Genomic DNA, 20,309 nt, shown 5'->3' on the forward strand with positions numbered 1-20,309 from the left:
AAAGTGCGGTCGTTTTTAGCTAAGTTTAGAGATTAAGGCACAGCGATTAATGAATACGAAATCTTTTAAGTTGACCGCATTGACGGTAGCTATGGCGTTCTGTGTGGGGAATGCGGTTGCGGAAGAAACGAAGCCTTCGGAGGCTGCCACGGAGCAAGCCCAGGCACAAACCGATTTAGGTTTGGCGCAGCAACTGGCTTTAGAAAATAAAGCGGAAGAAGAGCGTCTTGCCGTCGAGAAAAAAAACGAAGAGGTACGTTTGGCAGCAGAGAAACAAGTACTGGCGGAGCAAGGTTTAGCTGAACGCATCGGTGAAACGGAACTGCAATTTAAACCGTTAATCGCAAAAATTTATGCGGAAAATAATTTTATGCCGCTGTGGCAGGATGAAGAAGCCAAACAACAGTTCTTGCGTGATTATGCGTTAATGGTGGCAAGCGGCATTTCCAAGCGTTCTGCTAACGCCTTAAATGCGATAAGCCAGTCTGCCGATAAAGAAGCGTTTGTGCAGGATGTGAGCTTGACCGATGCGTTTTTAGATTATCTGTTTTATGTCAATAATGTGAAGAAATTTGCGCAAAAATGGTTATATTCGGAAAATAGCTACAAAGCAGGTAAACCGGACGAAAATCAAGTCGCTTCCTGGCTAAGTGCGGTCAAAAATAATGATGTTTTTGCTTTCGTGAATAACTTATCCGGTGAAAATCCATTATTTAAGCAGACGTTAGCCAAGGTAGTAAATTTAATCCTAAACGGCAAATTAGACAAAAACGGTATTAATGAATTGCATCGTTTAGCGATTAACGCACAGCGTTTGCGTATTCTGCCTGAATTCGATAACGGGATTTTCGTGAATATTCCGAGTTATCAATTGAATTACTACCGTGACGGCAAACTGGTTTTGAATTCCCGCGTGATTGTGGGCACCGATAAACGCAAAACGCCGGTTATGTTCAGCCGTCTGAGCAATGTGGTGGTTAATCCGCCTTGGAATGCGCCAACCCGTTTAATTAACGAGGACATTATTCCGAAAGTGCGCCGGGATCCAAGTTACATTTATCGTAATGGTTATACGATCATCGACGGCAAAGGCAATACCATTGACCCTTATACCATTGACTGGGAAAACATGACGGCGAAGAAGTTCCCATATCGTTTGCGTCAGGTACCAAGCGACAATAGCGCACTGGGCAACTATAAATTTAATATGCCGAGTTCCGACGCTATTTATTTGCACGATACACCAAAACGTAGCTTATTCGGTAATAAAAGACGTGATTTAAGCTCCGGTTGTGTGCGTGTTGAAAAATCCGAAGAATTGGCAACAGTTCTGTTAAAAGAAGCGGGTTGGACGGCGGAAAGAAAACAAAGTGTACTGAAAAGCAGAAAAACGACGTCTGTAACTGTTAAATCCAATAACCCGGTTTTCTTATATTATGTCACTGCATGGGTTGATAAAGAGCAAGTACACACCTTGCCGGATGTTTATGGCTATGACAAAGCACCCAATCTGAGCTATATTGACTGGGACATTTTGAAAAAATATATTCAGCCTTAGCCTCGAACTAACATTCACAAGGTAAGTCAAAACAACAGATTTTAAACATATTCAGGAAAATATAATGAGCAATATTAACCATAGTCGTCGCAAATGGTTATCTTTAGGGGGAATTGTATTGGGTGCAACTTTGTTGCCTGATACGGTTTTAGCTGTGGTTTCAACGCCAAGGCCCCGTATGTTGAGCTTTCGCAACATTAATACCCAAGAGAAATTAAGCGCGGAATTCGTGCTTGGTCGCGGGTTTTCCAATACGACATTACGACTGTTAGATCATTTACTGCGTGATAAGCGCAATAATCAAGTACATAAAATGGACCCGCAGCTTTTTACTAAGTTTTATCGGGTTCAGCAAAACCTCGGTTTACGCAACACCGAAATCCAAATTATCTGCGGTTATCGTTCCGCTGCCAGCAATGCGGCAATGCACCGTCGTAGTCGCGGTGTCGCCAGCAATAGTTATCATATCCGTGGTCAAGCCATTGATTTCCGCATTGACGGCGTTCCGTTAGCGAAGTTACGCGACGCGGTGGAAGCGTTAAATGACGGCGGCGTCGGTTTCTATCCGCGTAGTAACTTCATTCACATGGATACCGGCCCTGTCCGTACCTGGAGAGGAAGTTAGCCCGTTGCTTAAAAACGTTGTTATTTTTAACCGCACTTTGGTGCGGTTTTTTACTGAGTAAATAAGGCTGGTCATTATGAATATTGAAATTATTCCCGTCACCGCATTTCAACAAAATTGTTCGTTAATTTGGGATGATAAGAAAAATGCGGCAATTATTGATCCCGGCGGCGAAGCGGATAAATTAATCAAACGAATTGAAGAATTAGGCTTGAATTTACAGGCGATTTTACTCACTCATGGGCATTTGGATCATGTGGGCGCGGCGGAAAAAGTCAAACAACAGTTTAATGTGCCCATCCTCGGTTCAAATTCCAAAGATGATTATTGGTTTAAGGGCTTGCCGCAACAATCGGAAAAATTCGGGATGTTGTTTGAAGTCGCCACCTTTGAGCCGGATCGTTGGTTGGATAAAGAAGGCGAAATTTTAACTATCGGCGATTTTACCTTTGAAGTTCTGCATTTACCGGGACACACGCCGGGGCATATCGGTTTTATCGAACATCAAAAACGTGTGGCGTTTACCGGCGATGTGTTATTTAAAAGCGGCATCGGGCGCACGGATTTCCCGGGCGGCAGTTATGACGAGATTATTGCTTCTATTCGGGAAAAATTATATCGGTTGGATGATGATATGATTATTGTTCCGGGACACGGACCTTACACAACCATCGGTATAGAAAAACAAACCAATCCTTATGTGAAGCAGGAATAAAATCACTAACCGTAAAAATGTTGGGAATTTTATTCAAACCTCATTGCGTGAATTGCCTGCGCCTTGCGGTATCAGTTAGTAAAATTGAAATTGAAAATCGCTGATTTTTTTGACCGCACTTTATGGCGTGAATACGTTAAATTTTTGTAAAAATTCTGACTTGGATCACAATATAAATTGAATTTCTCGGGCATAATATGCCTTTCAAATGTAACGGTATTTTTTATGTCGTTGCCATGACGTTGTTTGTTAGTGTATTCATTTTTAAGGTGGTATTTATGCAGCATAATTCTTTACAGGAATGGCTTGCCTCCAGTGCGTTGGGTGGCGCGAATCAAGCGTATATCGAAGAGCTTTATGAAAGTTATCTTGAGGATCCGGGCAGTGTGGATAGCAGCTGGCAGGCGATTTTTAAAACGCTGCCAAAATCCACCGCACTTGAGCAACCCCATTCAATCGTGCGTGATTATTTCCGCCGTTTAGCCCGAGAGAATCATTCGCAGAGTATTGCCGTTATCGACCCCGAAGCGAGTGCGAAATTAGTCAAAGTACTCCAGTTTATCAATGCTTATCGCTCCCGTGGTTATATTGAAGCCACCCTTGACCCTCTCAATTACTACCGTTGGAAAACCTCCTCCGTTCCAGAGCTAGATTATCATCAACATGGCTTAACCGATGCCGATTTGGACGAAAGTTTCAATATTGACTATGCCGTTTACGGCAAAGAAACCATTAAACTCAGCGACTTAGCCCGTGATTTGAAAGCCACTTATTGCGGCAATATCGGCTTGGAGTTTATGCATATTCACGATATGGAACAGCGTAACTGGTTGCAAAATAAACAGGAAAAATGGATTCAACAGCCGCTTTTCACAAAAGATGAAAAAGTGAATTTGCTTAAAGAACTGACGGCAGCGGACGGCTTAGAACGTTATTTAGGGGCAAAATTCCCGGGAGCAAAACGTTTTTCGTTAGAGGGTAGCGATGCCTTTATTCCGATGATGAAAGAGATCATTCGTCATGCCGGACGTAACGACATCGACGACATTGTTATCGGCATGGCGCACCGAGGGCGTTTGAATATGTTGGTGAACGTGTTGGGTAAGAAGCCGGCAGAATTATTCGATGAATTTGCCGGCAAACATGCGGAAACCAATCGTACCGGTGATGTGAAGTATCACCAAGGGTTTTCTTCCGATTTTGCGGTGGATGACAAACGGGTGCATTTAACCCTGGCGTTTAACCCGTCCCATTTGGAAATCGTCAGCCCGGTGGTTATCGGTTCCGTACGCGCCAGACAAACCCGCAAACAGGATTTGGAACATAACCAAGTGCTTGCCGTTACCGTGCATGGGGATTCCGCCGTGGCAGGGCAGGGCATCGTGCAGGAAACCCTGAATATGTCCAATGCGCGCGGTTACAAAGTGGGCGGCACAATTCGTATCGTGATTAATAACCAAATCGGTTTTACCACCTCCAACCCAAATGACACCCGTTCCACCGAATTTTGTACCGACATTGCGAAAATGATCCAGGCGCCGATTATTCATGTGAACGGTGACGATCCGGAAGCGGTGGTTTTCGCCGCGCGTATGGCGGTGGAATATCGCAACGCCTTCAAACGGGATATTTTCATTGATTTAATTTCCTATCGTCGTCACGGACACAATGAGGCGGACGAACCTTTGGCCACCCAGCCGATGATGTACGGTATCATCAAAAAACACCCGACACCGCCGAAAGTCTATGCTGCCCGTTTAATTCAGGAAGGCACCATCAGCGAAGAAGATGCCACCGAAATTACCAATTTATATCGCGATGCGCTGGATAACGGCGAATGCGTCGTGCCGGAATGGCGGGCTATGGATATGGCGAAAGTGGATTGGTTGCAATACCTCAATTATGACTGGATGGCGCCATACGAAAGCCATTTCCCGTTGGATCGTTTCCAAACCTTGGCGAAACGGGTTTCCCATTATCCTGATTACGTGCAGCCGCATCCGCGTGTGGAAAAAATCTATGCAGATCGGAAAGAAATGGCACAAGGCGATAAATTATTGGATTGGGGCATGGCGGAAACCATGGCGTACGCCACCTTGTTGGATGAAGGCACTAATGTACGTTTGTCCGGTGAGGATGCGGGACGCGGTACGTTCTTCCATCGTCATGCGGTCGTGCACAACCAAAAAGACGGCACCGGTTATGTGCTGTTGACCCAATTACACGCCAACCAAGGGCGCTTTGAAGTGTGGGATTCCGTGCTGACCGAGGAAGGTGTGCTTGCCTTTGAATACGGCTATGCCACAACGGATCCGAAAACGTTGACCATCTGGGAAGCACAGTTCGGTGATTTCGCCAACGGTGCGCAAATCGTGATTGACCAATTCATTAGCTCCGGTGAACAAAAATGGGGCAGAATGTGCGGCTTGGTGATGTTGCTGCCGCACGGTTATGAAGGGCAAGGCCCGGAACACTCTTCCGCCCGCCTGGAACGCTATTTGCAACTCTGCGCGGAACAAAATATGCAGGTGTGTATCCCGTCAACGCCAGCGCAGGTTTATCACATGTTGCGCCGTCAAGCGATCCGCAAAATGCGTCGTCCGCTCATCGGTATTTCGCCTAAATCCCTATTGCGTCACCCGCTTGCGGTGTCCACGATGGACGAACTGGTGAACGGTACTTTCCAAACCGTCATCGGCGAAATTGATGAACTCGATCCGAAACAGGTTAAGCGCGTGGTGATGTGTTCGGGCAAAGTGTATTACGATTTGTTGGAACAACGCCGTAAAAACGAGCAAACAGACGTCGCGATTATCCGTATCGAACAACTTTATCCGTTCCCGCACGATGATGTGAAAGCGGTGCTTGCGCCTTATGCTCATGTGACGGATTTTGTGTGGTGTCAGGAAGAACCGCTGAACCAAGGCGCGTGGTATTCCAGCAAACACAATTTTGAAGCGGTTATTCCGGAAGGGGCGAAATTAACCTATGCCGGTCGCCCGGCCTCTGCCTCTCCAGCGGTGGGCTATATATCATTGCACACCAAACAACAAAAACAATTGGTGGAAGACGCGTTAACACGTTAATGAGGCGATAAAGTGCGGTGATTTTTCACAGCGTTTTTTGTTCGAAAAAAACGCGGCGAAAACCGACCGCACTTTTCATCAAAATATAAGACTTAGCTAAACGAACATAAAAAGGAATAAACATTATGACGATTGAAATTCTTGTCCCCGATTTACCCGAATCCGTAGCCGATGCCACCGTGGCAACTTGGCACAAAAAAGCGGGCTACGCAGTGAAACGTGATGAAGTGATTGTGGAAATCGAGACCGACAAAGTGGTGCTTGAAGTGCCGGCACAGGCGGACGGCGTGCTTGCCCAGATTTTGCAGGAAGAAGGGGCAACAGTAGTCAGCAAACAGTTGCTTGGCACTCTGGAAGATTCGGTGACGGCGGCAGCCATTGCAACGGAAAAAACGGCGGAGCCGACACCGAAAGATCGTCGCACGGAAGTGCCTGATGAACCGCATGTCACCGATGCGCAAGGACCTGCGGTACGCCGTTTATTAGCCGAGCACGGTTTACAGCCTTCCGATGTTGCCGATGTAAAAGGCACCGGCGTGGGCGGCAGAATTACCCGTGAAGATGTGGAAGCGATCCTTGCCCAACGCACGGCTGCAGCGGCACAACCGCAAGTGGCGGAAGATACCCTCAGCACCGTGGCATATGCCGCACGTAGTGAAAAACGCGTGCCGATGACCCGTTTACGCAAACGTATTGCGGAACGTCTGTTGGAAGCCAAAAACACCACCGCGATGTTGACTACGTTCAATGAAGTGGATATGCAGCCGATCATGAACCTGCGTAAACAATACGGTGAAAAATTTGAAAAACAACACGGCGTGCGTTTAGGCTTCATGTCTTTTTATATCAAAGCCGTGGTGGAAGCCTTAAAACGTTATCCGGAAGTGAATGCCTCCATTGACGGCGACGATGTGATTTATCACAACTATTTTGACGTGAGCATTGCGGTTTCGACTCCACGCGGTTTAGTGACGCCGGTATTGCGCGATTGTGATAATCTTTCCATGGCGGACATTGAAAAATCTATCAAAGCCCTGGCGGAAAAAGGGCGTGACGGCAAATTGACAGTAGAAGATTTAACCGGCGGTAACTTCACCATTACCAACGGCGGCGTGTTTGGTTCGCTAATGTCCACTCCGATTATCAACCCGCCGCAAAGTGCCATTTTAGGTATGCACGCCATTAAAGAACGCCCGGTGGCGCTAAACGGTCAAGTGGTGATTCGCCCGATGATGTATTTGGCATTGAGTTACGACCACCGCTTAATTGACGGGCGGGAATCCGTCGGTTTCTTAGTGACGATAAAAGAGCTGCTGGAAGACCCGACAAGATTATTACTTGAAATTTAATAAGAAAACCGCTTGTTTCTTGCTTGCAAGACAAGCGGTTTCGGTTTATAAAAACGCCTTAAGAAAAAAACGTTGTTTATTCTTCGCAGGTAAGTTTGCTTACTTGCTCACGCCAACAGTCAAAAAATAATATTTTTTACAACCGCACTTTTTATCAGAATATTTATACGCAACAGAGGATTTTGTATGAATCTACACGAATACCAAAGTAAGCAGGTTTTTGCCGAATATGATTTACCGATATGCCGAGGCATCGCTTGTAAAACCGCAGACGAAGCGGCAGAGGCGATCAAACAGCTGAAGGGCGATGTTTGGGTTACCAAGTGCCAAGTGCATGCGGGTGGGCGCGGAAAAGCCGGTGGCGTGAAATTGGTGCGTAATGAAGCGGAAGTGCGTGCCTTTGTGGATAAATGGCTGGGGCAGCGTTTGGTGACCTTTCAAACCGATGCCAATGGGCAACCGATTAACATTATTTATGTGGAAGAAACGGTCAATATCGACCGAGAGTTATATTTGGGCGCGGTGATCGATCGCGCTTCACAAAAAGTGGTCTTTATGGCATCTGCCGCCGGCGGTATGGATATTGAAGAGGTGGCGGCGAAAACCCCGGAATTATTGCATAAAGTAGCGTTGGATCCGCTGGTGGGCGGAATGCCTTATCAAGGGCGCGAATTGGCGTTTAAACTGGGGTTGAAGGGCGATCAAATCAACCAATTTACCCATATTTTCACCCAACTGGCGAAAATGTTTGTAGAGCGGGATTTATCTCTGTTGGAAATTAATCCGCTTGTAGTAACCAAAGAAGGCAAGCTGTCTTGTCTGGATGCCAAGATCGTGGTGGACAGTAATGCACTATATCGCCAGCTGGATTTAGCCACTATGCACGATATTACCCAAAGCGATGCGCGTGAAGCCTTGGCGGAATTGCACCAGCTGAATTACGTAGCACTGGACGGCAACATCGGCTGTATGGTCAATGGCGCCGGGCTTGCCATGGGCACGATGGATATTGTGAAACTGCACGGCGGGCAGCCTGCAAATTTCCTTGATGTGGGCGGTGGCACAACCAAAGAACGGGTGGCGGAAGCCTTCAAAATCATTCTTTCCGATAAAAACGTCAAAGCCGTATTGGTGAATATTTTCGGCGGCATTGTGCGTTGCGATCTGATCGCCGAAGGCATTGTGGCGGCGGTGAACCAAGTGGGCGTACATGTGCCGGTAGTGGTGCGTTTGGAAGGCAACAACGCGCCTTTAGGACGGGAAATTTTAGCCAACAGCGGTTTGAATATTATTGCGGCGAAAACCCTCACGGACGCGGCGGTGGAATCCATTAAAGCGGCAAATGGTAATTTATAAGGAGCGAATGATGTCAATTTTAATCGATAATAACACCAAAGTAATTTGCCAAGGTTTCACCGGAGGACAAGGCACATTCCACTCCCAACAAGCATTGGCTTACGGCACCAAATTAGTCGGTGGCGTGTCCCCCGGCAAGGGCGGCACAACCCATCTGGGGCTGCCGGTGTTCAATACTGTGCGGGATGCCGTGGAAGCGACCGGCGCCACCGCAACAGTGATTTATGTCCCTGCACCGGGCTGCAAAGACGCCATTTTAGAAGCTATCGACGCGGGCATTCAGTTAATCGTGTGTATTACCGAAGGGATCCCAACGCTAGATATGTTAGTGGTCAAACAGCGTTTAAATCAAACCGGCGTACGTATGATCGGCCCGAACTGCCCGGGCGTGATTACACCGGAAGAATGCAAAATCGGCATTATGCCGGGCGATATTCACAAGAAAGGCAAAATCGGCATCGTTTCCCGCTCCGGCACGCTCACTTATGAAGCGGTCAAACAAACCACCGACGAAGGTTTCGGGCAATCCACTTGTGTCGGCATCGGCGGCGATCCGATTCCCGGCTCCAACTTTGTGGATATTCTTAAATTATTCCAAGAAGATCCGCAAACAGAAGCTATTGTCATGATCGGCGAAATCGGCGGTTCGGCGGAAGAAGAAGCGGCGGAGTTCATTAAACAACACGTCACCAAGCCGGTAGTCAGCTACATCGCCGGCGTTACTGCCCCGAAAGACAAACGCATGGGGCACGCCGGCGCCATCATCAGCGGCGGCAAAGGCACCGCCGATGCAAAGTTTGTCGCCCTCGAAGCGGCCGGCGTGAAAACCGTCAGAAGCCTGGTAGGCATCGGTGCAGTATTGCGGGACGTGCTGAAGAAATAATTGGAGTTAGTGAGGTAAAAAGTGCGGTCGGTTTGAAAAACGTTTTTTAAATCGACCGCACTTTAATCTACTCCCCAAAACTTGGACAGATCAACCTAAGTTTAGGGGAGATAGATCATTTTGATTCCCTTAAAAGTGCGGCTGTAATTTTCGTTAAATCAAAACAACCCTTATGCTACTAACGCAGTTTGTTTTAAGCGGTTTTTCAGTTTGGTATATTCCGCCACTACATAGTGCTCTGCCCAAGCTTGATCCTCAATTTTATCAATACGCACCGCGCTGTATTTGTATTCCGGCGTTCTTGAACCCGGGTTCAAATGTTCGGCGGTGAGTTCGTTACATTTACCGATCCACCATTGGTAGGTCATATAACAAGCGCCTTTGTTGGTACGGGTGCTCACATCGGCGCGGGAAATAACTTTACCCCGTGAAGAAGCAATCCAAACCAAGTCGTTGTTTTTAATACCCAGTGCTTTGGCGTCTTGGTCGTTCATTTGAACGAATCCCGGTTCGTCGGCAAGGGCGGCGAGGGCGCGACAGTTACCTGTCATAGAACGGCAGGAATAGTGTCCCATTTCACGCACGGTGGAAAGTACCAACGGGAATTCTTCGGAAAGATCTTCCATCGGCGGTTCCCAGTCGCAGGCAAAGAATTCGGCTTTGCCGCCTTTGCGGTCGAAGATTTGTCCTTCATACAAATACTGCGTACCTTGGTCTTCCGGTCCTTCGTCGGTACAAGGCCATTGAATGTAGCCCAAACCTTCCATTTTTTCGTAGGTCGCGCCTTTGTAAATCGGGCAAAGTTCACGTAATTCGTCCCAAATTTCTTTGGTGTTGTTGTAATGCATTGGATAGCCTAAGGCTTGCGCTATTAAACTGATGATTTCCCAGTCGTCCTTGACATTGCCTACCGGTTCAACGGCCTTATAGAAGCGTTGGAAACCACGGTCGGCGGCACTGTACACACCTTCATGTTCGGCACAGGAGGTTGCCGGTAAAATCACATCCGCTTCCGCGGCGGTTTGGGTCATGAAAATATCCTGTACGATAATGAATTCCAAATCCTTGAAGGTTTGTTTCATAGCGTTAATATCAGGTTCGGTTTGTAAGGTGTCCTCACCCATGATGTAAAACGCTTTGAGTTTGCCTTCTTTCACTGCGTGCGGCACTTCACTTAACGGCACGCCCGGTTTGGTCGGAATGGACGGTACTCCCCAGGCTTTGGCGAATTTCGCATTGGTTTCCGGATCAGCAAAACTTTGATAGCCCGGCAAGGTGTTGAATAACGCGCCCATATCGCACGCGCCCTGTACGTTATTTTGACCACGTACCGGGTTTACACCCACATTCGGTTTACCAAGATTACCCGTCAACATTGCCAAACTTGCCAACGCACGAACGGTTTCCACCCCTTGGCGGAATTGACATACACCCATACCCCACAAGATCGTCGCGGTTTCCGCTTTCGCATAAGTGCGGGCGATTTCACGCAACATTTCAGGGTCAATGCCGGTGATGTGTTGCGTGGATTTCGGTGTATAGGCTTTTACGGTTTCATAGAACGCATCGAAGTTTTCGGTGTGTTCATCAATAAATTTTTGATCTTGTAACCCCTCTTCCAAAATCACATTCATCATGGCATTTAAGAATGCCACGTTACTACCGTTGGCAAGTGGTGCATAAATATCAGCAATACGCGCAGTCTCGATTTTACGAGGGTCACAAACAATGATTTTCGCACCTTTTTCTTTGGCGTGATTAATTCGACGCGCCACGATTGGGTGTGAAGTGGAGGCATTATAGCCGAAGATAAATACACATTTGGTGTCTTCAATCTCAACGATTGAGTTGGACATTGCGCCGTTACCGACCGATTTGAGCAGACCTGTTACAGAAGGGCCATGTCATACGCGCGCACAACAGTCAACATTGTTATTTCCTAATACCGCACGGGCGAATTTTTGCATAACGAAGTTCACTTCGTTACCCGGACCGCGGGAGGACCCTGTTACCATAATGGATTCGTTACCGTATTTTTCACAGATTTCTTTGAGACGGTTAGCGGAGTAAGAAATCGCTTCTTCCCAGCTTACCGGGGTGAATGGTTCGCCACGTTTGTAGCGGATCATCGGTTGAGTCAGGCGAGGAGTCAGAATTTTAGTGTCATGTACGAAATCCCAGCCATAATATCCTTTTAGACACAACTCCCCTTCGTTGGTCTTGCCGTTTGCGCCCTCAGCTCCCACAATTTTGTTGTTTTCAACCAAAAGATTGATTTTACAACCTGAGGCACAATACGGACATACAGTAATCACTTTTTTAATTGCCATAGTAATGTCCTTATTTGAGCTACAACACGATATGGATAAATTATTGTTATTGTCCAAAGCCATCATACTCCTAAACACTAGGATAGACCTACAAAAAGCATGGATTTATTGATATAGAACAGGTTTTTTGTAAATTTTGGGATTTTATAGTGAAATTATGTCATCGCTAAAGATGGGAACAATAATTTTAACCGATTAGATAAACTGATATTTTCCCTTTCCTTGTCCTTCTACCTTTTTAATAATGCTGATTTTTAGCATTTTTCCAAGCAGATCGGAGGAAGGCGAGGCAGTAAGCGTTAAAATAGCAATAAGGTCAGCGCGGGAAAAAATAGAATAACCGACTGCCAGATATAATTTTTCAATGTGACTGATAGTTTTATATGAAAGCCCTTTTTGATTTGCTAAAACGTCTTTCAGATTTTCAATATCCTGTTTTTTAGGTTGAATATCCTGTTTTTCAGGTTGAATGTCCTGATTTTAAGTTTGAATATTCTATTTTTCGGCAAAAAAGTGCGGTCATATTTTCAAGTGTTTTTCGCGATTATGTAGCTGTTGCCGGATTTACGCCCAAAACCCACCGCACTTTTCTTACAACACCGGAATCTCCGCAAGCGTCCGTCCGTCTTTTAAAAAATCATACATAAACTGCACGGATTCTTTGACGGCATCGGTCATGGGAAAACCGAAGGAAACCAGATCCGGTTGAATGCCCACAAAGATGATTTTTTTAATGTCTTGTTCTAATTGTTCGATTAAAAAATTAAGCGGCATATTATGCGTGCTCATGAAGAACATTTCGGCGATGGCTTCTTTTTCGATAATGCGGATTTTGCCCGGTGCCAGTTCCATATCTGCGGCATCGAAAATCAGCAGAAGTTCGGGTTTAAGCTCCCGCACGATATGCGCCACATTTTCCGGCGCGGATCCGCCGTCAAGTGCGGTCCAATTTTCCAACGGATTTTCAGTTAACAGCTGATACAGGTACGGACCGGCGCCGTCGTCGCCCATCATGCTGTTGCCGACGGTGAGAATGATATTGTTATTCGTCACGACGTTTCACCATGATATACATCACCGGCTCGCGCTGAATGGAAGCCAAGGTGTCCATTAAAATTTCGGTCCATTGCTGATGTTGCGGAGTGAAATGGGCTTTATTTTCGTCCAGCGCTTTCGCCAACAAATTCACATGACTGGAGTCGATCACGATTTCGCCGAATTTCATTAACCCTGCAAATTTACGCTTTGCCTCCCCCTCCGGGAAGGCGGCGACAAATTGTTGATAATCCTCGTAGTCGCAAATCAGCAATTTTTTGAAGCAATCAATCACCCCCACATGGTGACCGATTGCCAAAGAGTAATACATTACTTGCTGCGCCTGTTCCGGCACTTGTTCTTCGTTTTCGACAAAGCGTTCGTTGAGAAGATAGAAGATTACGGTGGTCATGATACGTCCTTACTGCTTTACATCTCAGCAACAGAGTTGCTTTTGTAGGGGTGGGTCCTGTGCCCGCCCATTATCCAAACGTAAATTCGGGCGGGCACAGGACCCGCCCCTACGGGAGAATATAAGCCAATAACTTACCCCGAAAACGGCATACTAATGGCATGCAGACGGTTGACGATTTCGCTCAGGCGCGGATCCGCTTCCCGTTCCAGGTATTCCCCTAAACGCACACCGAACGGCACGCTGTCATCTTCCGACATCATCGCCATAAATTGATTGGCGATATTGCCACCCTGACGATAACCGGCAAGACGACGAGCCTCCCGTTCTAAGCTGATACGCAAATCCAGCGGAATGCCCGGAAAACGCAATTTGGCGTCGGCATTCGGATCGGCTTTTTCCTGTTTGCCTTTCAGTTTTTGATCGAGCAACCCTAACGCCATGGCGAAGCCGTAAATGGTTGCCGCCGGGGTTGGCGGGCAGCCCGGGATATACACGTCAATCGGCACGATTTGATCGCTACCGCCCCAGACGCAATAAAGATCATGGAAAATCCCGCCGCCACAACCGCAAGCGCCGTAAGAAATACAGATTTTCGGATCGGGCGCCGCTTGGTAGGCTCGCATTGCAGGGGTGCGCATAGCACGGGTCACCGTGCCGGTGAACAACAAAATATCCGCATGGCGGGGCGATGCCACCACTTTAATCCCGAAACGCTCCGCGTCGAAGGTCGGCGTGATGGTGCTGAAAATTTCGATTTCGCAACCGTTGCAACCGCCGCAGTCCACACGATAGACATACGCCGAACGTTGAATATTCTTCAACAGGGTTTGTTTCATTTTGGCGATATTTTCATCTATGCTGAATGGTGTTGAAATGCCATTGACCGGCATTGGAATTTGTGTGTTCATCGTCTTTCGCCTCCTGCTAAAACTCTTGAATTTTCCACCGCACTTTCTTCCCGTTGCTCGATCATTTGTTTGAAATTCAGGCGCACCGGTTCTTTGAAGTCGATGAGTTTCAGCCGCATATTGGATTCCATGTTTGCGGTTTTTTCCAAGCTACCTTGGCGTTTGCACACCGGGCAAGTATGCAACACTGCCAGTTTTTGTTTAACCAAATTCGGGTCATCCAAGGTTTGTTTGAATAAATCAATGGTGTAATTCAGCTCTTTATAGGAAATGAACGGTTGACCACATTCCTGACAGGCAACGGTCGCAAAGGTGGTTTCCTGATAAAGATCCTGTTTGTTAGTCACCGATAATTCAAAATCCTGCGTTAAGCGAATGGCTTTGGTCGGGCATACTTCTTCACAACGACCGCAGAAAATACAGCGCCCCAGGAATAAAGACCAAGTGCGGTCGCCGGTCACCGGATCGGTACGCATGGTGAGTGCGTTCGCCGGGCAAGCCATGGTGCAGGCGGCGCATACGATACATTGATCGGAATTAAGTTCCGGTTTGCCTCTGAAATCATCATCCACTTCATAAGGTTTGAACGGGTATTTGGTGGTAACGTCACCGGCTTTAAATACGGTTTTAAGTAACTTAAACATGCTTCCGCCTCCCTTATTTCAATGGTGAGTTTTTACGTTCAATGCCGTAGCGTTCGATTTCTTTGTAATCCACGGTTTTCGCTTTGCGCTTACGCACATCAACCACGGTGACGCGGTCGGTACAGGAATAGCAAGGATCGAGACTACCGATAATCAACGGCGCGTCGGAAACCGTATTGCCGCGCAACATATAACGCAATGTCGGCCAGTTGGCATAGGTTGCCGCACGACAACGCCAACGGAACAATTTTTGGTTGTCGCCCAGCATTGACCAGTGAATATCCTCACCGCGCGGCGCTTCGGTAATGCCGAGAGCAAAGCGTCCCGGCGTGTAATTGAAGCCTTCTTTCAGGATTTCGCCGCTCGGCAAGTTATCCACCATGTAATCGATGATATTCATGGATTCAAACACTTCGTTGATCCGCACTTTCACGCGGGACAACACGTCGCCGTTCTGTTCGGTGAACAATTCAAAAGGCACATCGCCGTAGCCGGAGAACGGATGCACTTTGCGCACATCACGGGCAAAACCGGAACCGCGAATCATCGGGCCGACCGGGCTGAAATCACGGGCAATGTCTTTCGCCAAAATGCCCACGCCTACGGTGCGTTGTTCCATGTTCGGCGTGGAAAGCAGAATTTCCGATAAGGTTTTAATTTCCGCACGCATTTCCGCAATCAGCTTGATACATTGTTCACGTTGGTGTTTCAGCATATCGCGACGCACCCCGCCGATGAGATTGATACCATAAGTTTTACGGGCGCCGGTCAACACTTCCGCCAAGGTCATGGATTTCTCCCGCACACGGAAGAACTGCATAAAGCCTGTATCAAAACCGGTAAAGTGGCTGGAAAGCCCTAAATTCAACAAATGACTGTGCAACCGTTCCACTTCCAACAAAATCGCACGGATCCATTGCGCCCGTTTTGGAATTTGAATGCCTAACGCGCTTTCCACGGAATTGGCGTAGGCGACGCTGTGGGTAAACCCGCAAATGCCGCACACACGGTCGGCGAGGAAATTCACTTGGTCGTAATCCATGCGGGTTTCCGCCAGTTTTTCCATGCCGCGATGCACATAGAACAAACGGTAATCGGCGTCGATAATGTCTTCGCCGTCCACAAACAAACGGAAATGTCCCGGTTCATCGGACGTAATATGTAACGGACCGATCGGCACGATACGCGCTTCGCCTTTTTCATTAATAAATTCGTAAGTTTCCGTCGCCGTTGTCGGATCCGGGCGCAAGCGATAGTCCATAGAGTCTTTACGTAATGGGTAAAGATCGTCCGGCCAGTCGTCCGGCAACACCAAACGGCGTTGATCGGGCAACCCGACGGCTTTCAAACCGTACATATCGAACAATTCACGTTCGCCCCACACCGCCGCTTTCACTTTCGGCGTGACGGAAGGAAATTCTAAGGTAACGGGATCCACCAAGGCTTTAATGGTGATGAAGGTTTTCACTTCCCCTTCCATGGAAAGCACATAGTACACCGCATAATTGCCGTGAATCGTCCGTTCGTCATTACCAAACACCAACGGCAACCAACCTTCATGTTGATAGTAAAGGTACTCCACCACATCAGGCAGCATATTGGTTTTGATGGTGAGCGTCACCTGATTCGGCGTTGACCACTCCTCGTCCAAAATCGTATTCGGAAATTTAGCATTGACTGCTTCAATATAATTTTTGCCAAGCATTTTGCCCGGATCGACGGATGTATTTTTCGTTAATTCCATTTTTTCCCCCTCTTGTCGATCATTTCGCTAAACTTTGCCAAGGTAAAACTAACATATCGCCAAAGGATACTTGTTCGGATCCGAGTACGATTCCGACCGCACTTTTTAATAACTGTAAGATGGGTTCGGCAATATGAATGCCCATTACAAACATTAATAACAAGAGAACCGCCATTGCCACTAATGAGATTTTATTAATGTCTCCCGTTTCAATATTATCCGGTTGTTTTCCTAAAACGGTTTTCATAATCATTAACGCTAATCCTGCCAACACAATGGTGAGCAAGATTAAGCAGAAAATAACCAACCAGGTTTTTCCCGCATAAATACCTGCAACCGCAATACTAAATTCACTGACGAATACGTTAAACGGCGGTAATCCGCCCAATGCCAATGCACCGCCGGCAAAAAGCACCGCACTTACCGGTGCGACCCGCCATAAGCCGCGGACTTGGTTCATATCACGGGTTTTGTATTTCAATAAAATGTTACCGGAAGCACAGAATAACAAGGTTTTTGCCAAGCTGTGGTTAATGGTGTGCAGCAGTCCCGCAAACACGCCGATAGGTCCACCCAAACCGAAAGCAAAGCTGATTAGCCCCATGTTTTCGATACTGGAGTACGCCAGTAACCGTTTGATGTCGAATTGCACGATGATAAATAACGCGGCAACCAAAACGGAAAGTAATCCGAATACCAACAACAAGGTTTGCGGATAGGAGGAACCGACGGCTTTTGAAACCAAAATGTAGTAACGCAACACCACCAACATGGCACAATTCAATAACACGGCGGATAAAATCGCACTTACCGGGCTTGGGGCTTCACTGTGCGCGTCGGATAACCAAGTATGCATCGGAAACAGACCGCACTTGGTGCCGAAACCGATGAGAATGAACACAAAAGCGATATACATGAGCATCGGATTTAACCCGGCAGCTTGTTGATTCAGCGCAGACCAGAAAATCGCTTGGCTTGGATCCGCCAACAGATTATTTCCGTTCGCAAAGGTTAAGATCGTGCCGTATAAGCCGAACGCCACCCCTACGGAACAAATGATGATGTATTTCCATGCCGCTTCAAGAGAGGTTTTTTGTTTATAGGTTCCCACCAAAAATGCGGAACTCAAGGTTGTCGCTTCAATGGCGACCCACATAAGAATCACATTATTGGTAATCACGGAAATAATCATAGTGAAAAAGAATAAGTGCAAAAATCCGTGATAATTGTAGAAATCCTTAAGGCTCAGATGTCCCTCTTGTAATTCGGTGCCGATATAACCGATGGAATAAACACCGGCTAAGGTACCGACAACCGCAATTAATCCTAAGAAAATGGCGGAAAGACTGTCGATATAGACCCAATTATTTAATGCGCTGATGTCACCTTGAGTAAGTACACCGTTAATGATTTGTAAGGCGAATCCCACCATCAAGATTAAGCCTGTTACATGAAGTGCGGTGCAAATTGTCCGATTTTTTGTCGAGCGACAGGCAAAGCATGCCAAAGCCACGGCTAAAGGTGCGGTCAATAACGCGATTATCCATTGTTCATACATAGCGTTACCCCTTCAAACTCATAAGTTGTTTTGCATCTAATGAATGGAACGTGCGGTAAATTTTATTGACTAGCACCACCATTATGATGACCGCAAATATCGCATCGGTGGCAATTCCGATTTCCACTAATTCCGGTGCTTTATTCGCTAATAAGGCTAAGGTGAGATGAGAACCGTTTTCCATCAAACAATAACCGAACACTTGTTTTACGATATTACGTTGGCTGACGATACAAACCAAACCGAGCAAGAAGTGACTTAAGGACACGGAAAGCGCCGGTTTGAGATGTTCTACCAACGGTAAATCGATCGGGATGACAACAAAGTAGCACAATGAAACAATCACTGCTGTGATCGGGATCAACCAAGCGATATTCATTCCGCCGGGCGTTTGACTTTCGTCAATATTCCGCATGGCGTAAATCAAAATCGCCGGCACCAAAATCACTTTGGTGATAAACGCGCTGATTGACCACATATAAAGTTCGTGCGCCTGCATTTCATAGGCAAGATACACAAACAACAACACTAATACGAAAGATTGCAAGCTATAAAACAATGCCGATTTTTTGGCGGTTCGTACCATAATTACGCAGAGGGAGGTAATAATGAGTAAACTTGCAAGGGCATTTATCATTAACATAGATTCCTCCTTAACCTGCCAAACCCAGCCAATAGGCGGCGATAAAACCGGAACAAACGGACATCACCATCAACACCACCAACACGACACTTATAGAAAGCGTAATCGGTTGTGCTTTGGCAACGGCTTCTGACGGTTGTCCGATAACGCATTGTCCGAATTTATACAACAACCAAACGAAGGTTGCGGTGGATTCGATCAAGGCGATAACCATCAATGTCGTGATCCAGCTATATTCATTACCTAACTCAAACCCGGCGGCAAATAACGGGAATTTACTGAAAAATCCGTTAAACGGCGGCACCCCGGCAATTGCCAAGGCGGCAACGCCAAATCCCGCACCGACGACCGGCATGGTACGCATGATCCCTTGTAATAACGGCATTGAACGGGTTCCGGTGGCATAACTTAAGGAACCGGCGACCAAGAAAAACAAGCTTTTTGCAAAGGCATGGTTGAAAATATAGGCAATGGCGGCGACGAAGGCTAATTTAGAACCTAGCGCGGCAAGAGAAATACCGATAAAAATGTAAGACAACTGGGTGATGGTGGAATACGCCAGCAAGCGTTTTAAATCCGTTTGCGGCAAGTACATCAGGAAGCCGTAAATTAAGGTAATCATCGCCATGATGATGCCCACTTCGCCCACAATAGACGGAATTTCACCGGCAGACATGACTGCACGGGCGAAAATATACACACCCACTTTCACCATAGACGCTGCGTGCAAATAGGCACTCACTGGTGTCGGTGCTTCCATGGCGTTCGGCAACCAAATTTGCATCGGCAGTTGCGCAGATTTACCCCAAGCGGCGAACATCACACCGAATAACACGATGGTTTTCGCACTCGGATCCAACTGTTCCAACGCCGTAATGGAGAAGGTACCGGATTTGCTAAATAAATAGGCCGCCGCAATGTATAAGCCGATAGCACCCACATGGGTGATAATCAAGGCTTTCATTGCCACCGCCATGGCTTTCGGGCTTTGATAATAGCTAATTAACGCCCAAGAACAGCCACCGGTGATTTCAAAGAACAATAATTGTCCCGCCAAGGTGGAGGATAACACCAAGCCCGCCATGGCGCCAATAAAGATGAGCAGGAAGGCGTAAAAACGCGGTAAGCCGTTGTGCGGATGTTCGCGGTTTTTATCGGTTAAATAGCCGCAGGAATATAAGCAAATCAAGAAACCGAGGCTGACCACGGCAAAGCCGATTAAGGTGCTGACCGCATCCAGTGTCACACCGAAGATCACGGTTTGATCAAATGCCACCAACTCGTAAGTCACGCTTTGATGACTGCTTAAATACCACTGCCCCGCCAAGACGCTGATACAGGCGGTGGTTAAGGCGGAGAAGATTGTGGCTAATTTGGCAAAATGCGTTTTATTTAAGCCCACAATAAAAGCGCCCACAAACGGCAAAATGATTGTAATCAGAGCTAAACGTTCCATATTT

16 protein-coding genes are annotated in these 20,309 nt (G+C 47.0%); 7 read left to right on the top strand and 9 right to left on the bottom strand.

Going from position 1 to position 20,309, the window contains the following annotated elements; all coding sequences use genetic code 11:
* Positions 1–49 precede the first annotated feature (49 nt).
* The 7 genes from A3CS_RS0102555 to sucD all read left to right on the top strand — a co-directional run bounded on the left by A3CS_RS0102555 (position 50) and on the right by sucD (position 9,572).
* Positions 50–1,558: a L,D-transpeptidase family protein gene (locus tag A3CS_RS0102555; RefSeq protein WP_012821079.1), complete on the top strand. Its 1,509-nt coding sequence runs from the start codon at positions 50–52 to the stop codon at positions 1,556–1,558.
* Between the two features lie 64 nt (positions 1,559–1,622).
* Entirely contained in the window at positions 1,623–2,183 is a 561-nt protein-coding gene (locus A3CS_RS0102560) for a YcbK family protein (protein ID WP_005547363.1), read from the top strand.
* Positions 2,184–2,259: 76 nt separating this feature from the next.
* Positions 2,260–2,898, top strand: coding sequence for an MBL fold metallo-hydrolase (locus tag A3CS_RS0102565; protein ID WP_005573990.1), 639 nt, complete (start codon positions 2,260–2,262; stop codon positions 2,896–2,898).
* A gap of 278 nt (positions 2,899–3,176) precedes the next feature.
* Positions 3,177–5,984, top strand: a complete 2,808-nt coding sequence (sucA, locus tag A3CS_RS0102570) for a 2-oxoglutarate dehydrogenase E1 component (RefSeq protein WP_005573992.1) — start codon at positions 3,177–3,179, stop codon at positions 5,982–5,984.
* A 125-nt stretch (positions 5,985–6,109) separates the two neighbouring features.
* Positions 6,110–7,333 (top strand): 2-oxoglutarate dehydrogenase complex dihydrolipoyllysine-residue succinyltransferase, encoded by a 1,224-nt coding sequence (gene odhB / locus A3CS_RS0102580; protein WP_005547357.1) that lies wholly within the window; start codon positions 6,110–6,112, stop codon positions 7,331–7,333.
* Between the two features lie 186 nt (positions 7,334–7,519).
* Positions 7,520–8,689, top strand: coding sequence for an ADP-forming succinate--CoA ligase subunit beta (gene sucC, locus A3CS_RS0102585; RefSeq protein ID WP_005547356.1), 1,170 nt, complete (start codon positions 7,520–7,522; stop codon positions 8,687–8,689).
* 10 nt (positions 8,690–8,699) lie between these two features.
* Complete coding sequence (sucD, locus tag A3CS_RS0102590) at positions 8,700–9,572, top strand: succinate--CoA ligase subunit alpha (RefSeq protein ID WP_019518210.1); 873 nt, start codon at positions 8,700–8,702, stop codon at positions 9,570–9,572.
* Positions 9,573–9,742: 170 nt separating this feature from the next.
* On the opposite strand, the gene fdhF is transcribed toward sucD, so the two are convergent.
* The 9 genes from fdhF to A3CS_RS0102640 all read right to left on the bottom strand — a co-directional run bounded on the left by fdhF (position 9,743) and on the right by A3CS_RS0102640 (position 20,305).
* A complete protein-coding gene (gene fdhF, locus A3CS_RS0102595) occupies positions 9,743–11,896 on the bottom strand; it encodes a formate dehydrogenase subunit alpha (protein ID WP_080630343.1) in 2,154 nt (717 codons plus the stop codon).
* Positions 11,897–12,493: 597 nt separating this feature from the next.
* Complete coding sequence (gene hycI / locus A3CS_RS0102605) at positions 12,494–12,955, bottom strand: hydrogenase maturation peptidase HycI (RefSeq protein ID WP_005547348.1); 462 nt, start codon at positions 12,953–12,955, stop codon at positions 12,494–12,496.
* A complete protein-coding gene (locus A3CS_RS0102610; protein WP_005547345.1) occupies positions 12,945–13,349 on the bottom strand; it encodes a formate hydrogenlyase maturation HycH family protein in 405 nt (134 codons plus the stop codon). The genes hycI and A3CS_RS0102610 overlap by 11 nt, the downstream gene beginning before the upstream one ends.
* Before the next feature lie 134 nt (positions 13,350–13,483).
* Positions 13,484–14,260 carry an NADH-quinone oxidoreductase subunit B family protein gene (locus A3CS_RS0102615; protein ID WP_019518211.1) on the bottom strand — a complete coding sequence of 259 codons (777 nt, stop codon included), beginning with the start codon at positions 14,258–14,260 and terminating at the stop codon, positions 13,484–13,486.
* Complete coding sequence (locus A3CS_RS0102620) at positions 14,257–14,904, bottom strand: formate hydrogenlyase complex iron-sulfur subunit (RefSeq protein WP_005547343.1); 648 nt, start codon at positions 14,902–14,904, stop codon at positions 14,257–14,259. The genes A3CS_RS0102615 and A3CS_RS0102620 overlap by 4 nt, the downstream gene beginning before the upstream one ends.
* A gap of 13 nt (positions 14,905–14,917) precedes the next feature.
* Complete coding sequence (locus tag A3CS_RS0102625) at positions 14,918–16,648, bottom strand: hydrogenase large subunit (protein WP_005547341.1); 1,731 nt, start codon at positions 16,646–16,648, stop codon at positions 14,918–14,920.
* Between the two features lie 19 nt (positions 16,649–16,667).
* Positions 16,668–18,206 carry a hydrogenase 4 subunit F gene (locus A3CS_RS0102630; RefSeq protein ID WP_005574001.1) on the bottom strand — a complete coding sequence of 513 codons (1,539 nt, stop codon included), beginning with the start codon at positions 18,204–18,206 and terminating at the stop codon, positions 16,668–16,670.
* A gap of 4 nt (positions 18,207–18,210) precedes the next feature.
* Positions 18,211–18,849 carry a hydrogenase 4 membrane subunit gene (hyfE, locus tag A3CS_RS0102635; RefSeq protein ID WP_005547333.1) on the bottom strand — a complete coding sequence of 213 codons (639 nt, stop codon included), beginning with the start codon at positions 18,847–18,849 and terminating at the stop codon, positions 18,211–18,213.
* Between the two features lie 10 nt (positions 18,850–18,859).
* Positions 18,860–20,305 (bottom strand): hydrogenase 4 subunit D, encoded by a 1,446-nt coding sequence (locus A3CS_RS0102640; RefSeq protein ID WP_019518212.1) that lies wholly within the window; start codon positions 20,303–20,305, stop codon positions 18,860–18,862.
* Positions 20,306–20,309 lie beyond the last annotated feature (4 nt).

Source organism: Aggregatibacter actinomycetemcomitans DSM 8324 (genome assembly GCF_000372365.1).
In the GTDB taxonomy this organism is placed as follows: Bacteria; Pseudomonadota; Gammaproteobacteria; order Enterobacterales; family Pasteurellaceae; genus Aggregatibacter; species Aggregatibacter actinomycetemcomitans.